General features: G+C 62.6%; 14 protein-coding genes. 11 read left to right on the forward strand and 3 right to left on the reverse strand.

Annotated features, from left to right (window positions below):
* Positions 1–29: 29 nt before the first annotated feature.
* Positions 30–1,052, reverse strand: coding sequence for a zinc-dependent alcohol dehydrogenase family protein (locus HT585_RS12215; protein ID WP_176353129.1), 1,023 nt, complete (start codon positions 1,050–1,052; stop codon positions 30–32).
* 106 nt (positions 1,053–1,158) lie between these two features.
* On the opposite strand from HT585_RS12215, the gene HT585_RS12220 reads away from it, so the two are divergent.
* The 3 genes from HT585_RS12220 to HT585_RS12230 all read left to right on the forward strand — a co-directional run bounded on the left by HT585_RS12220 (position 1,159) and on the right by HT585_RS12230 (position 4,969).
* Positions 1,159–2,058 carry a LysR family transcriptional regulator gene (locus HT585_RS12220; RefSeq protein WP_176353130.1) on the forward strand — a complete coding sequence of 300 codons (900 nt, stop codon included), beginning with the start codon at positions 1,159–1,161 and terminating at the stop codon, positions 2,056–2,058.
* A 259-nt stretch (positions 2,059–2,317) separates the two neighbouring features.
* Complete coding sequence (locus HT585_RS12225) at positions 2,318–3,994, forward strand: adenylate/guanylate cyclase domain-containing protein (RefSeq protein ID WP_176353131.1); 1,677 nt, start codon at positions 2,318–2,320, stop codon at positions 3,992–3,994.
* Between the two features lie 45 nt (positions 3,995–4,039).
* Complete coding sequence (locus HT585_RS12230; RefSeq protein WP_246707631.1) at positions 4,040–4,969, forward strand: DMT family transporter; 930 nt, start codon at positions 4,040–4,042, stop codon at positions 4,967–4,969.
* Between the two features lie 12 nt (positions 4,970–4,981).
* On the opposite strand, the gene HT585_RS12235 is transcribed toward HT585_RS12230, so the two are convergent.
* Positions 4,982–5,635, reverse strand: coding sequence for a TetR family transcriptional regulator C-terminal domain-containing protein (locus HT585_RS12235; protein ID WP_176353132.1), 654 nt, complete (start codon positions 5,633–5,635; stop codon positions 4,982–4,984).
* A gap of 284 nt (positions 5,636–5,919) precedes the next feature.
* Here HT585_RS12235 and HT585_RS12240 point away from each other — a divergent pair, with 284 nt between their 5' ends.
* Both HT585_RS12240 and hydA read left to right on the forward strand, forming a co-directional pair.
* Positions 5,920–7,170 carry a Zn-dependent hydrolase gene (locus tag HT585_RS12240; protein ID WP_343213961.1) on the forward strand — a complete coding sequence of 417 codons (1,251 nt, stop codon included), beginning with the start codon at positions 5,920–5,922 and terminating at the stop codon, positions 7,168–7,170.
* An 82-nt stretch (positions 7,171–7,252) separates the two neighbouring features.
* Entirely contained in the window at positions 7,253–8,707 is a 1,455-nt protein-coding gene (hydA, locus tag HT585_RS12245) for a dihydropyrimidinase (protein WP_176353133.1), read from the forward strand.
* Positions 8,708–8,805: 98 nt separating this feature from the next.
* Here hydA and HT585_RS12250 read toward each other — a convergent pair whose 3' ends face one another.
* Positions 8,806–9,219, reverse strand: coding sequence for a cupin domain-containing protein (locus HT585_RS12250; protein ID WP_176353134.1), 414 nt, complete (start codon positions 9,217–9,219; stop codon positions 8,806–8,808).
* A 121-nt stretch (positions 9,220–9,340) separates the two neighbouring features.
* Here HT585_RS12250 and HT585_RS12255 point away from each other — a divergent pair, with 121 nt between their 5' ends.
* The 6 genes from HT585_RS12255 to HT585_RS12280 are packed head-to-tail and all read left to right on the forward strand — an operon-like array spanning position 9,341 to position 13,726.
* The gene (locus HT585_RS12255; protein WP_176353135.1) at positions 9,341–10,132 is read left to right on the forward strand and encodes an ABC transporter ATP-binding protein; all 792 of its coding nucleotides are present in this window, start codon (positions 9,341–9,343) and stop codon (positions 10,130–10,132) included.
* Positions 10,133–10,175: 43 nt separating this feature from the next.
* Positions 10,176–10,598 carry a GNAT family N-acetyltransferase gene (locus HT585_RS12260; RefSeq protein WP_246707632.1) on the forward strand — a complete coding sequence of 141 codons (423 nt, stop codon included), beginning with the start codon at positions 10,176–10,178 and terminating at the stop codon, positions 10,596–10,598.
* On the forward strand, positions 10,595–10,930 hold the full coding sequence (locus HT585_RS12265) for a hypothetical protein (RefSeq protein WP_176353137.1): 336 nt from the start codon (positions 10,595–10,597) through the stop codon (positions 10,928–10,930). Before HT585_RS12260 ends, HT585_RS12265 begins: the two co-directional genes overlap by 4 nt.
* 2 nt (positions 10,931–10,932) lie before the next feature.
* Positions 10,933–11,817, forward strand: a complete 885-nt coding sequence (locus HT585_RS12270) for an ABC transporter permease (RefSeq protein WP_176353138.1) — start codon at positions 10,933–10,935, stop codon at positions 11,815–11,817.
* Complete coding sequence (locus HT585_RS12275) at positions 11,814–12,683, forward strand: ABC transporter permease (protein ID WP_176353139.1); 870 nt, start codon at positions 11,814–11,816, stop codon at positions 12,681–12,683. The genes HT585_RS12270 and HT585_RS12275 overlap by 4 nt, the downstream gene beginning before the upstream one ends.
* 50 nt (positions 12,684–12,733) lie before the next feature.
* Positions 12,734–13,726 carry an ABC transporter substrate-binding protein gene (locus HT585_RS12280; RefSeq protein WP_115419483.1) on the forward strand — a complete coding sequence of 331 codons (993 nt, stop codon included), beginning with the start codon at positions 12,734–12,736 and terminating at the stop codon, positions 13,724–13,726.
* Positions 13,727–13,785: the final 59 nt, after the last annotated feature.

Consider the following 13,785-nt stretch of genomic DNA (forward strand, 5'->3'; position numbering starts at 1 on the left):
CGGCGGCGTCGTTTTGAAATCGTGACCGATCAGACCTCGACCACCACCTTGCCGAAGGCGCCGCGATCGAGATGCGCCAGCGCGTCGCGAAAGTCTTCGAAGCGGTAGCGCGCATCGACCACAGGCTTCAGCCCCGTCTGATCGACGGCAGCCACCAGATCCTCCAGCGCCCGGCGATGGGCGACACCGATGCCCTGAATGACAGGTGACTTCAGCAGCACCAAAGGTGCAGGCGCAGAAATCTCCGCACCCTCCAATACACCGATAACCGAGATCCGACCCTGCACCGCCACCGCCTGCAGCGACCTGCCGAGATTTGCGCCGCCCGCAAGCTCCAGGATATGATCGGCACCGTGATCGTCGGTGATCTCAAGCACACGCTCGACCCAGTCTTCATTCACACGATCGATGCCGTGATCGGCGCCGAGGGCAAGCGCGCGATCGAGCTTGTCCCGGCTTGCCGACGTGACGATGACTTCGGCGCCATGCGCCTTGGCGATCTGCAAACCGAACAGGGAAACACCGCCCGTTCCCTGCACGACGACGCGGTCGCCGGCCTTCGGGCGCCCCTTCTCGACCAGCGCGTACCAGGCCGTCACACCGGCGCAGGGCAAGGTGCTCGCCTCGCCTTCGTCAACGCTCTTTGGCGCATGCACGAACCAGTCCTCAGGAAAGGCGACATATTCCGAAGCAACGCCCGGATTGAGCCCGCCAAGCGCAAACGAGGTCGGGTGACGCGCAGTCCCCGGTTTTTGCCCGTCGATCCAGGTGGGATCGAAGACGGAAATGACGCGATCGCCGGCTCGAAAGCGCGTCACGCCGCTGCCAACCGCCTCGACGACGCCGGCCATGTCGGAGCCAGGCACGAAGGGGAAGGCAAGCCGCATGCCCATGCCGTTTTCGAGCACCAGCTTGTCGCGAAAATTGAGCGATATGGCCGTGGTTCGAACGAGCACTTCGCCCGGTTTCGCCTCCGGAACCGGACGTTCCGCGAGCTTGAGGTTCTGAGCGCCCAGCGCATCGATCGTCCACTGTTTCATCAGCCTTGCCATGGTCTTTCCTTTCATCGGATTGATCTGATGGAAAAAGCATAGCGTTGAAGTTATCTCTCCAGTTGCGATATGATTTCGTCATATTGGTTCCCTAAGGGATACAAACATGAGCTATCTCAGTGGCGTTTCGGTGTTTGTGGAAGCGGCAGACGCCGGCGGTTTTTCGGCTGCCGCCGAAAGGCTCAACCTGTCGCGTTCGGCCGTCGGCAAGACGGTGGCCAAGCTGGAACGAAGGCTCGGCGTTCGCCTGTTTCATCGCACCACCCGCACCCAGAGCCTGACCGACGAAGGCCAGTTGTTCTATGAGAATTGTCTGAGGGCGCTCACTGAAATTAGGGCCGGTGAGGCGCTGCTGGAATCAGGAAAACAGGAAATTCAGGGGCGCCTGCGTCTGTCGATGCCGGTGCATTTCGGCCGCCAATGCATTATGCCGCTTCTGTCGGAACTGTTACGGCAGCATCCGCGCCTGGAGTTCGACCTGAACTTCAGCGACCGCAACGTCGATCTGGTCGAGGACGGTTTCGACCTCGCCATCCGGACCGGCCCACAACGAGGTGAGCCCGACCTGATGATGCGCAAGGTCGCCGATCAGCGCATGATCGTCTGCGCCTCCCCCGCCTACATCCAAGCGAACGGCGCGCCGAAGGCGATCGAAGATCTGTTGGCGCATCAGGCGATTCTCTACCGACGCAGCGGACAACCCCTCGCCTGGTCATTTCCGATAAAAGCCGGCCAGACCCAAACCGTAACCCCGCCCGCGCGATTGCGGCTCGACGACCTGACGTCGATCGCCGATGCGGCCGCCGACGGCTTCGGCATCGCCTGGCTGCCATGCTGGCTCGTCGGCAACCGCATCGCCTCCGGCTCGCTCGTGCAAATCCTGGCGGATGCGCCCGCTCTCTCCTACGACACCTATGTCGTCTGGCCGAAAACCCAATACATGCCGTCAAAGCTGCGCCTGCTCATCGATACGCTTGCGGCGCGCCTGCCGCCGATGATGGAATGAACCGGCATGTCAGAGTGGCCACCAGAGGCACAAGCGCGGATCAAAGATCAGCGGGCATTGCTGTTGCGGCCACCCCTTCGTTAGCCCATCGAGCTCTGGCAGCCAAACCCCGCCGAATAGCGCTGTCCGGCAATGACGCGCAAGACACGATAACGAAACAGATTGTGTAGAAAAGGTAAGTTGTCGGCGTATGCGATCTGGATAATAAAGGGAGAAATAACCGAAGCCGGTGTTTCGCCGGCAGAGCCGGGCTCGCTATTTGACGATCATTTCCGCTAATAGACGCAAGCGCATACACCTCGTCTCCGGGGCAGTGCTTGGTACGTTCATCCTTGCGCATTTCCTGAATCATTCGCTCGGCCTGATCTCCGTCGAGGCCATGGAAGCCGGCCGCAAGGTTTTCAACGTCGTCTGGCACAGCGTGCCAGGCACGATCCTGCTTTATGGGGCGCTGCTGGCACATTTCATCATGGCGCTCGATAGCCTCTATCGCCGCCAGACGCTGCGCATGCCGATGGGCGAGGCGCTGAAGATCATCTTTGGCCTCAGCCTGCCGTTCCTGCTGATCGGTCACGTCACCGCGACGCGGGTCGAGCCGCTTTTAACCGGCGTGGAAGCCGACTATCCTGGCATGTTGCGTGTGCTCTGGTCGAACTGGACCAACACCACCCGCCAGTCGCTCGCCCTGCTGCTCGCCTGGAGCCACGGCTGTCTCGGCGCCTGGTTCTGGATGCGCGGGCGGACCTGGTTTCCGCGCTACGAGATCCTGCTCTATACGGTCGCAATCCTCGTGCCGATCTTCGCGCTTCTCGGATTCTTCAGTGGCGCCCGCTCGCTGGAGCGCGTCTATGAAGAGCATGGCGGCTATGGCGACCGTGCGGAAATCAGGCCAGCCTACGACGTCGATCTGCTGGAAAATATCCGGTTCGGCCTCTATCTCGGCTTTGCCGGACTGATCGCCGGCACCTTCATCTTGCGCATCCTGCCCAAAGGCGGGCGCATCCGCGTGCGCTATCCCGACGGCCGCGTTGCCACGGTCAATCTCGGCTTCAGCGTGCTGGAGGCGAGCCGCGCCGCCGGCATTCCGCATGTCTCGGTCTGTGGTGGACGCGGCCGCTGCTCGACCTGCCGCGTGCGGGTGATCCAGGGCCTCGAAGGCAACCCCGGGCCAGAAGACGCCGAGCTTGCGACGCTGATGCGGATCGGCGCGCCCGACAATGTGCGCCTGGCCTGCCAGTTCCGCCCCGTTCACAACGTCACCGTCGTGCCCATTCTCGATACCGACAGCATCGGCATCAAGAAGCAGCTGGTGCGCCAGGATGGCGAGGGCCGCGAGCGGCGAATCGCCGTGCTCTTCTGCGACCTGCGCGGCTTTACCAGCATCGCCGAGCACAAGCTGCCCTTCGATACCGTCTTCCTCTTGAACCGCTATTTCGAGATGGTCGGCGAGGCGGTGGAGGATTCCGGCGGCGTCATCGACAAGTTCATCGGCGATGGCGCGCTCGCGATCTTCGGCCTGAAGAATTCCTTCGCCGAGGCGTGCCAGCAATCGCTTGCCGCTGCCGTACGCATCTCCAAGGGTATCGATGCGCTCAACCAGACCTTCGAGGGAGAACTGGACGAGCCGCTCAGGATCGCGATCGGTATGCATGCCGGCCCCGCCATCATCGGCGAGATCGGCTATGGCCAGGCAACGTCGCTGACCGCCGTCGGCGATACCATCAACACCGCGAGCCGGCTCGAGGGCCTTGCCAAGGAGCACGACGCTCAGCTTGCCGTCTCGGCCGAACTCGTCAACCGCGCCGGCGTGGTGATGGAGGCGCACAAGCGGCTTGACATCAGCCTTCGCGGACGCCAGGCGACACTCGAAACCTGGATCGTCGAGGACGCCGGCGATATCGCCAGGGCCTTGCAACCGTCACCCGCTCCGGCTTAGGTGGTGGGCGCATATGCGCCTACCACCTGCAGTTTGGAAGCCAGCATGAAACAGGACGTCTCGCCGAAAACCGCGCACCAGAGCCACGCCAAGGGCGTCGAAAAACTCAAGGCGCATCTGGCGATGCTGACCTTTTCGGCGCTGATTGCCGGCTCCTTCTCTTTCGGCGGCCTGGCGGCTCAGCATATGGGCGCAGGTCCGCTGACGCTCTGGCGCTACCTCCTGACCGTCGTCGTGCTTGGCGCGCTCACCTTCGGTTATGCCCGGGTGCCGTTTCAGATCCCAAAACAATTATGGCGCTTCCTCATCCTCGGTGGGCTGATCGCCGTCTACATGCTGACGATGTTCAAGGCGCTGGAGTTTACCGATCCTGTTTCGACGGGCGCAGTGTTCACGCTGATGCCGCTGCTAAGTGCGGGCTTTGCCTTCCTGCTGCTCGGCCAGCACACCCGCCCCGGCGTGCTCGCCGGCCTCATCATCGCCGCACTCGGCGCCGTCTGGGTGATCTTTCGCGCCAACATCCAGGCGATCCTCGCCTTCGACATCGGCCAGGGTGAGTTGATCTTCTTCGTCGGCGTGATCTGCCACGCGATCTACGTGCCGCTGATCCGCAAGTTCGACCGTAAGGAAAACCCCTTTGCCTTCGGTTTCTGGGTTGCCGCCTGCACCGTGCCGTGGCTCCTGGTGCCCGGCGCCGCCGGTCTTGCCACCACTGACTTCGCCAGTCTCCCAGCCATCGTCTGGATCGCCGTCGTCTATCTCGCGGTCGTAACGACAGCGATTACCTTCCTGTTGCTGCAGTTCGCATCGATGCGACTGCCATCGTCGAAGGTGCTTGGCTACGGTTATCTGACGCCGAGCTTCATCATTCTGCTTGAAGGCATTCTCGGCCATGGCTGGGTCAGCCTGCCTGTCCTCGCCGGGGCCCTGACGACCGCCTGCGGGCTGGCGTTGATGGCGCTTTTGCCGGATTAATCCCAAGGGAATTCAGGAGATTGGCTGCTCGCTGACCTGTAACCCGTCGACGAACAGGCGCTCGAGAAAGCGTGCGGCATCCTCGAACCGGCCTTCGCCGGAATTGCCCTGCCCGAGCACCGCGCGCACCTGCACGTCGAAGTCGGCATAGTGCTGCGTCGTCGACCAGATCGCGAAGATCAGGTGGTAGGGGTCGCACTTGGCGATCTTGCCGGCCTTGGCCCAGGCGCGGATGACCTCCGCCTTCTCGTCGACCAGTTCCTTCAGCGGCCCTTTCAGTTCGTCCTCGATATGCGGGGCGCCCTGCAGCACTTCGTTGGCGAAGAGCCGGCTTTCGCGCGGGAAATCGCGCGCCATCTCCAGCTTGCGCCGGATGTAGCTGCGGATCTCGGTGACCGGGTTTCCCTCGGCGTCAAAGGCGCGCAACGGGTCGAGCCAGGTGTCGAGCACGCGATCGATCAGCGCCCGATGCATCGCGTCCTTGGTACGGAAATAATAAAGCAGGTTCGGCTTCGACATGCCGGCGACATCGGCGATCTGGTCGACCGTTGCGCCGCGAAAGCCATGGGCGGAAAACACCTCCAGCGCCGCCTCCAGAATGCGCTCTTCCTTCTCCTCCTGGATGCGTGTACGCCTCTGGGTCCTGGCCGCTCTCGGAAGTACCATTTCGCCCCCTGCCGGTGCCTGCGCGCTGATCCGCACAGGCGGTCTCTGCCCAAATTTCGGCGCCGCCATCTTTTTGGGCAACAACTTCGTTTTTTTGTTTTTCCGGCTTGAGTGCCGCAACGGAAGTTGTAATGTTTACCAACCGGTCAAATTATCAGCCAGTTCGCCAGCAAAGGCAACGACTGATCGAAGGGCACCAGAAAAAACCAAGCCTGGATTTGACCAAGGGAACATAAGGGGCATGCGCCACCCAAGGTGCGGCCCGAAAGAATGAGGAGACCGCCGTGGCAGCACCTGGCGAGAACATGCGCGTCAATGCCGACCGCCTGTGGGATACGTTAATGGACATGGCCAAGATCGGCCCTGGTATCGCCGGCGGCAACAACCGCCAGACGCTTACGGACGAGGATGGCGAAGGCCGCAAGCTTTTCCAGTCCTGGTGCGACCAGGCGGGCCTCACTATGGGCGTCGACACCATGGGCAACATGTTCTTCACCCGCCCCGGCACCGATCCGGATGCCCTTCCCGTCTATGTCGGTTCCCATCTCGACACGCAGCCGACCGGCGGAAAATTCGACGGCGTGCTCGGCGTGCTCTCGGGCCTTGAGGTCGTTCGCTCGATGAACGATCTCGGCATCAAGACCAAACACCCCATCGTCGTCACCAACTGGACGAACGAGGAAGGCGCGCGTTTCGCGCCCGCCATGCTCGCCTCCGGCGTCTTTGCGGGCGTGCACAGCCAGGACTTTGCCTATGGCCGCAAGGACCCGGAAGGCAAGACCTTCGGCGACGAACTGAAGCGCATCGGCTGGGTTGGCGACGAAGAGGTCGGCGCCCGCAAGATGCACGCCTATTTCGAATACCACATCGAGCAAGGACCGATTCTCGAGGCTGAAAACAAGGACATCGGCGTCGTCACCCACTGTCAGGGCCTGTGGTGGCTGGAGTTCACGCTGACCGGGCGCGAGGCGCATACCGGCTCGACGCCGATGAACATGCGCGTCAACGCCGGCCTTGCCATGTCGCGCATCATCGAGATGGTCCAGGCAGTGGCCATGGAAAACCAGCCGGGCGCCGTCGGCGGCGTCGGCCAGGTGGTGTTCTCGCCCAATTCCCGCAACGTGCTGCCCGGCAAGGTGGTCTTCACCGTCGATATCCGCTCGCCCGACAAGGCCAAGCTCGACCGCATGCGCGCGAAGATCGAGGCCGAAGCGCCGAAGATTGCCGATGCGCTCGGTGTCGGCTGTTCCGTCGAGGCCATCGGCCATTTCGAGCCGGTGACCTTCGACCCGAAGCTCGTCACCGCCGTGCGCAATGCCGCCGAAAGGCTCGGCTACAGCCACATGAACCTCATCTCCGGTGCCGGGCACGATGCCTGCTGGGCCGCCAAGGTGGCGCCGGCGACCATGGTCATGTGCCCCTGCGTCGGGGGCTTGAGCCACAACGAGGCAGAGGACATCTCCAGGGAGTGGGCGGGCGCAGGCGCCGACGTCCTCTTCCACGCCGTCGTCGAAACGGCCGAAATCGTCGAATGAGTTTGCGGGCGGGACGAAAGTTCCGCCCTTTTTCGTGGCGGCCGAAAGGCCACCGGAAGCACAATCGCGAGGATGAAAATCAATGAGCACTGTCATCAAGGGTGGAACCATCGTCACCGCCGACCTGACCTACAAGGCGGACGTGAAGATCGAGGGCGGCAGGATCGTCGAGATCGGCCCGAACCTTCAGGGCGACGAAACGCTCGACGCCAGCGGCTGCTTCGTCATGCCGGGCGGCATCGACCCGCACACCCACCTCGAAATGCCGTTCATGGGCACCTATTCCTCCGATGACTTCGAAAGCGGCACCAGGGCAGCGCTTGCCGGCGGCACGACCATGGTCGTGGATTTCGCCCTGCCCTCGCCCAATCAGTCGCTGCTCGAAGCGCTGACCATGTGGGACAACAAGTCGACCCGCGCCAATTGCGACTATTCCTTCCACATGGCGATCACCTGGTGGGGCGAGCAGGTCTTCAACGAGATGGAGACCATCGTCAAGGACAAGGGCATCAACACCTTCAAGCACTTCATGGCCTACAAGGGCGCGTTGATGGTCGACGACGACGAGATGTTCTCGTCCTTCCAGCGCTGCGCCGCCTTGGGCGCACTGCCGCTCGTGCACGCGGAAAACGGCGACGTGGTCGCGCAACTGCAGGCAAAGCTGCTTTCGGAAGGCAACAACGGCCCGGAGGCGCACGCCTATTCGCGGCCGGCCGAGGTCGAAGGCGAGGCCACCAACCGAGCCATCATGATCGCCGACATGGCCGGAAGCCCTGTCTACATCGTCCACACGTCCTGCGAACAGGCGCATGAAGCCATCCGTCGTGCCCGCGCCAAGGGCATGCGCGTCTTCGGCGAGCCGCTGATCCAGCACCTGACGCTCGACGAGACAGAATACTTCAACAAGGATTGGGACCACGCCGCCCGCCGCGTGATGTCGCCACCGTTCCGCAATAAGCTGCATCAGGACAGTCTCTGGGCAGGCCTTGCGTCCGGTTCGCTGCAGGTGGTCGCGACCGATCACTGCGCCTTTACATCTGAGCAGAAGCGCTTCGGCGTCGGCGATTTCACCAAGATCCCCAACGGCACAGGCGGTCTTGAAGACCGCATGCCGATGCTGTGGACCCACGGCGTCAACACCGGCCGCATCACCATGAACGAGTTCGTGGCCGTGACCTCGACCAACATCGCCAAGATCCTCAACGTCTACCCGACGAAGGGCGCGGTCCTCGTCGGGGCAGATGCCGACCTCGTCGTCTGGGATCCGAAGCGCACGAAGACGATCTCGGCCAAGAGCCAGCAGTCGGCGATCGATTACAACGTGTTCGAGGGCAAGGAAGTAAGGGGCCTGCCGCGCTACACGCTGACGCGCGGCGTCGTTGCCATCGAGGAAAGCACCATCAAGACCCGCGAAGGCCACGGCGAATTCGTGCGTCGCGATCCGTTCCCGGCCGTCAGCACCGCGCTCACCACCTGGAAGGAAGTCACAGCTCCCCGCGCCGTACAGCGCAGCGGTATCCCGGCGACCGGGGTTTGATCCTGGTGTTTCGCGGCCTGCACGTCTTCACACCACTCTGTCCCACCGGACATGTCCCGCCAAACCCGCGGGACGCTTCGGCGCGGTTGCCGGTCGCGTCAACCGGGCACGAGAGCGTCGAGTTCCGGCAGCAGGACGACGCTCTCCTGCTCCTTGGGATCGGTGCGGGCGATGACGGCCGAACAGGGCGAGTCGGAGAAATTTGCCGGCAGGTGCGGCACGCCGGCCGGAATGTAGAACATTTCGCCGGCACGAACGATGACATGCTCCTCCAACCGCTCGCCGAACCAGGTGTGCGCCTCGCCCGACAGCACATAGATCGCCGTCTCATGACCCTCGTGCAAATGGGCCTTGGCGCGGGCGCCGGGCGGGATCGTCAAGAGATGCATGCAGATGCCGGTCGCGCCGACGGTTTCCGCCGCGATGCCCTCGAAATAGTTGAGCCCCTGCTTTCCGGCATGTCCGCTGCCGGGGCGAACCACGCGACAGCCAGGATTGGATGATCGAGACATGACTGTTCTCCAGAATTCCCTGAAAAACCAGCAGCAAACCGCTCCGCTTGCAAATCCGCGATTGCATGTTGCCGGTCCGGATAGCAGTCTGACACAGCCAAGCCAGAATGAGTATTCGCCGATGACGTCCAATACCGCATCCGTGGTTTCGGCCCGGGACCTCTGCCTGACCTTCGAGACCGCCGATGGCCCGGTCAACGCGCTGACCGGCGTCAATCTTGATGTCGCCAAGGGAGATTTCGTTTCCTTCATCGGCCCCTCCGGCTGCGGCAAGACCACGTTCCTGCGCGTCATCGCCGATCTGGAAAGGGCGACCTCCGGCACCATTACCGTCAACGGCATGACGCCCGAAGAAGCCCGGCGCCAGCGCGCATATGGCTATGTCTTCCAGGCGGCCGCGCTCTACCGCTGGCGCACCATCGAGAACAACATCGCCCTGCCGCTGGAGATCATGGGCTATTCGCGGCAGGAAAAGCAGGCGCGCGTCGAGCGCACGCTCGATCTCGTCAATCTCAAGGGCTTCGGTAAGAAGTATCCCTGGCAGCTTTCCGGCGGCATGCAGCAGCGCGCATCGATCGCCCGCGCGCTCGCCTTCGACGCCGATCTCCTGTTGATGGACGAGCCCTTCGGCGCGCTCGACGAGATCGTTCGCGACCACCTGAACGAGCAGCTTCTGAAGCTCTGGGCACGGACGAACAAGACCATCTGTTTCGTGACGCACTCCATCCCGGAAGCCGTCTATCTCTCCACCAAGATCGTGGTGATGAGCCCCCGCCCCGGCCGCGTCACCGACATCATCGAATCACCGCTGCCGCGCGAACGCCCGCTCGGCATTCGCGAAACGCCGGAGTTTCTCGAAGTCGCCCACCGCGTGCGCGAGGGCCTCAGAGCGGGACACAGCTATGAGGAATAGCGCGGCGTCCTTGACCGTCTGCCGGCCCGCAACACGAGGCGACATGAGCGCCTGCGCCGATATTCTCAACCGCTGGATCGACGCGACCGCCTGGATGCCGCGCATCCACGACCATGCCGACGTCGAGCGCTATTATCGCGAGACGGTTTTTCCCGAACGCACCGTGATCGTCGCGGAGCGGGACGACCGCATTGCCGGTTTCATGGCGCTCTCCAGCGATCACTATGTGACGGCGCTTTACATAGACGCACCTGATCGCGGTATGGGCGTCGGCAGAGATCTGCTCGACACAGCCAAGACGCTTTCGCAGCAGGAATTGAGTCTCTGGACTTTCGTAGAAAACGACAAAGCTCAGCGCTTCTATGAGCGACAAGGCTTTTCTGCGGTTCGCCGGACCGATGGCGACAACGAGGAAAGTCTGCCCGACATTCTCTATCACTGGCGTGGAGCGGAGGGCCGGCAATGAACCTTGCCTACGTCCTCTGGCTGCTGCTGGCCACGACCATCTTTCTCGGTGGCGCGACCGCTTCGCGCGCCTATGTCTCCAACAGCCATATCGGCGTGCTGGTTCTGGCGCTCGGGCTCTACATGGTCGGCAACATCATCATGGTGAAGCTGATGCGCGATGGCGGCCTCGGCCTTGCGATCTCGCTCTCGGCCATCGTGCAACTGGTCCTCGTCAACATCATCGCCTTTGCCGTCTTCGGCGAAAGGCTGAGCCTCACCCAGGCGGCCGGCGTCATGCTCGGCATCGCCGCCATGGGCCTGATGTTGCTGCCGACAAGCGGAAAGGCGTGACGATGCGCGAGGAAAGCTTCGTTCGAGACAAACTCCTGCCCGTCGGCACCGTCGTGGCGCTTCTGATCGTCGTCTGGTACATCGCGGTTGTGTTCCTGAACGCGCCTTTCGAGCGCGACACCGCTGCCCGCGCCGGCACCGAGATCAGTTTCTCGCAGATCGTCCACAACACCATGGCGCAGGAGCGGCCGGTGCTGCCGGCACCACACCAGGTGATTGCCGAAATCTGGGACACGACCGTCAACAAGCCGATCACCTCGAAGCGCAGCCTGGTTTATCACGCCTGGATCACACTCTCGGCCACCCTGCTCGGTTTCGGCATCGGCGGTGTGCTTGGCATTCTCCTCGCCATCGGCATCGTGCACAACCGTGCGATGGACCGCTCGCTGATGCCCTGGGTCATCGCCAGCCAGACGATCCCGATCCTTGCCGTCGCGCCGATGATCATCGTCGTCCTCAACGCCATCGGCATCTCAGGCCTGCTGCCGAAGGCGCTGATATCGACCTACCTCTCGTTCTTTCCGGTCGTCGTCGGCATGGTGAAGGGCCTGCGCAGCCCCGAAGCGATCCAGCTCGATCTGATGCACACCTACAACGCCTCACAGGCACAGACCTTCTGGAAGCTGCGCTGGCCGTCGTCGATGCCCTATCTTTTCACCTCGCTGAAGGTTGCCGTGGCGATCTCGCTCGTCGGCGCCATCGTCGGCGAGTTGCCGACCGGTGCCGTCGCCGGCCTCGGCGCCCGCCTGCTCGCCGGCTCCTATTATGGCCAGACGGTGCAGATCTGGTCGGCCCTGTTCATGGCGGCAGCACTTGCCGCAGTCCTCGTGATGATTGTCGGCTTTGCGCATACCGCTGTCCTGAAGCGCATGGGGGCCAAGCCATGAACCTGCCGATCCTCGTTGCTGCTATCGTCTTCTGGCTTTTCGCCTGGGCTTTCAACGAATGGCTGGTGCGCCAGCGCTTTCAAAGCGAAATTGCCAATCGGGTGGCGCACTTCGCCGTGCCAGTCCTTTTCGGCATCACGCTCCTCGTACTCTGGGAAGGCATCGTTCGCGGCTTTGCCGTGCCCTCCGTCCTGCTACCGGCGCCGTCGATGATCTGGCAGCGCCTGATCAACTCGCTGCCGACGCTCATGGCCGATTTCCGCCAGACGTTCCTGAAAGCGGTGCTGACAGGTTATGCACTCGGCTGCGGTCTCGGCTTCGTCGTTGCCATCCTCATCGACCGCTCGCCGTTCCTGCAAAAGGGGTTGTTGCCGCTCGGCAACTTCGTCTCGGCGCTGCCGGTCATCGGCGTCGCCCCGATCATGGTCATGTGGTTCGGCTTCGACTGGCAGTCCAAGGTCGCCGTCGTCGTCATCATGACGTTCTTCCCGATGCTGGTGAACACCATCGCCGGCCTGGCAGCGTCCAGCCACATGGAGCGCGACCTGATGCGCACCTATGCCGCCTCCTGGTGGCAGACGCTGATAAAGCTGCGGCTACCGGCCGCCTGGCCGTTCATCTTCAACGCGCTCAAGATCAACTCCACCCTGGCGCTGATCGGCGCCATCGTCGCCGAATTCTTCGGGACACCCATTGTCGGCATGGGGTTCCGGATCTCCACGGAAGTGGGCCGCATGAACGTCGACATGGTCTGGGCCGAAATCGCCGTCGCGGCGGTGGCAGGTTCGGCTTTCTACGGGGTGGTGGCGCTCATCGAGCGCGCCGTCACCTTCTGGCATCCTTCCATTCGCGGAGGGGGCGCCTGAGAACACGCAGCACTTCAAAGACAATGAAGCAAAAACAAGAGGGAACTGACATGAACAAGAGACTTGCATCGCTTCTCGCCGCAGGCGTCTTTTCGCTTACAGCGTTCCATGCCCAAGCCGCCGACAAGGTGACGCTGCAGCTGAAATGGGTCACGCAGGCCCAGTTCGCCGGCTACTACGTCGCCAAGGACAAGGGGTTCTACGAAGCGGAAGGCCTCGACGTCGACATCAAGCCGGGCGGTCCGGACATCGCGCCTGCCCAGGTGATTGCCGGTGGCGGCGCCGATGTCGTCGTCGACTGGATGCCTTCGGCCCTTGCCACTCGCGAAAAGGGCGTACCGCTTGTCAACATCGCTCAGCCGTTCAAGAAGTCGGGCATGATGCTGACCTGCCTCAAGGAAAGCGGCGTCACCAGCCCGGACAAGTTCAAGGGCCATACCCTCGGCGTCTGGTTCTTCGGCAACGAATATCCGTTCCTGTCGTGGATGTCGCACCTGAAGATCCCGACGGATGGCGGGCCGGAAGGCGTCACCGTTCTGAAGCAGGGCTTCAACGTCGATCCGCTGATCCAGAAACAGGCGGCCTGCATCTCGACCATGACCTACAACGAGTATTGGCAGGTCATCGATGCCGGCATCAAGCCGGACGATCTCGTCACCTTCCAGTACGAGGACCAGGGCGTTGCGACGCTCGAGGACGGCCTCTACGTGCTCGAAGACAAGCTCAAGGACGCGGCCTTCAAGGAGAAGATGGTCAAGTTCGTGCGCGCCTCGATGAAGGGCTGGAAATACGCCGAGGAGAACCCGGATGAAGCAGCAGGCATCGTTCTCGAAAACGACTCAACCGGCGCCCAGACGGAAAAACACCAGAAGCGCATGATGGGCGAAGTGGCCAAGCTGACCGCCGGCTCGAATGGCGCCCTGGACGAAGCCGACTACAAGCGGACCGTGCAGTCTCTGCTTTCGGGCGGCTCCGATCCAGTTATCTCCAAGGAGCCGGAAGGCGCCTGGACGCACGAGATCACCGACGCGGCTCTGAAATAAGCAGAAACGAACCGAACAGCAGAAGAGGGTCGCGCGACAGCAATCGCGCGGCCCTCTTC

The organism is Ensifer oleiphilus, from assembly GCF_013371465.1.
GTDB classification, from domain to species: Bacteria; Pseudomonadota; Alphaproteobacteria; order Rhizobiales; family Rhizobiaceae; genus Ensifer; species Ensifer oleiphilus.

Coding starts and splice junctions, on each gene's coding strand:
- HT585_RS12215 (WP_176353129.1), bottom strand. CDS start 1,052: ATGGCAAGGCTGATGAAACAGTGGACGATCGATGCGCTGGGCGCTCAG.
- HT585_RS12220 (WP_176353130.1), top strand. CDS start 1,159: ATGAGCTATCTCAGTGGCGTTTCGGTGTTTGTGGAAGCGGCAGACGCC.
- HT585_RS12230 (WP_246707631.1), top strand. CDS start 4,040: ATGAAACAGGACGTCTCGCCGAAAACCGCGCACCAGAGCCACGCCAAG.
- HT585_RS12235 (WP_176353132.1), bottom strand. CDS start 5,635: ATGGTACTTCCGAGAGCGGCCAGGACCCAGAGGCGTACACGCATCCAG.
- hydA (WP_176353133.1), top strand. CDS start 7,253: ATGAGCACTGTCATCAAGGGTGGAACCATCGTCACCGCCGACCTGACC.
- HT585_RS12250 (WP_176353134.1), bottom strand. CDS start 9,219: ATGTCTCGATCATCCAATCCTGGCTGTCGCGTGGTTCGCCCCGGCAGC.
- HT585_RS12255 (WP_176353135.1), top strand. CDS start 9,341: ATGACGTCCAATACCGCATCCGTGGTTTCGGCCCGGGACCTCTGCCTG.
- HT585_RS12260 (WP_246707632.1), top strand. CDS start 10,176: ATGAGCGCCTGCGCCGATATTCTCAACCGCTGGATCGACGCGACCGCC.
- HT585_RS12265 (WP_176353137.1), top strand. CDS start 10,595: ATGAACCTTGCCTACGTCCTCTGGCTGCTGCTGGCCACGACCATCTTT.
- HT585_RS12270 (WP_176353138.1), top strand. CDS start 10,933: ATGCGCGAGGAAAGCTTCGTTCGAGACAAACTCCTGCCCGTCGGCACC.
- HT585_RS12275 (WP_176353139.1), top strand. CDS start 11,814: ATGAACCTGCCGATCCTCGTTGCTGCTATCGTCTTCTGGCTTTTCGCC.
- HT585_RS12280 (WP_115419483.1), top strand. CDS start 12,734: ATGAACAAGAGACTTGCATCGCTTCTCGCCGCAGGCGTCTTTTCGCTT.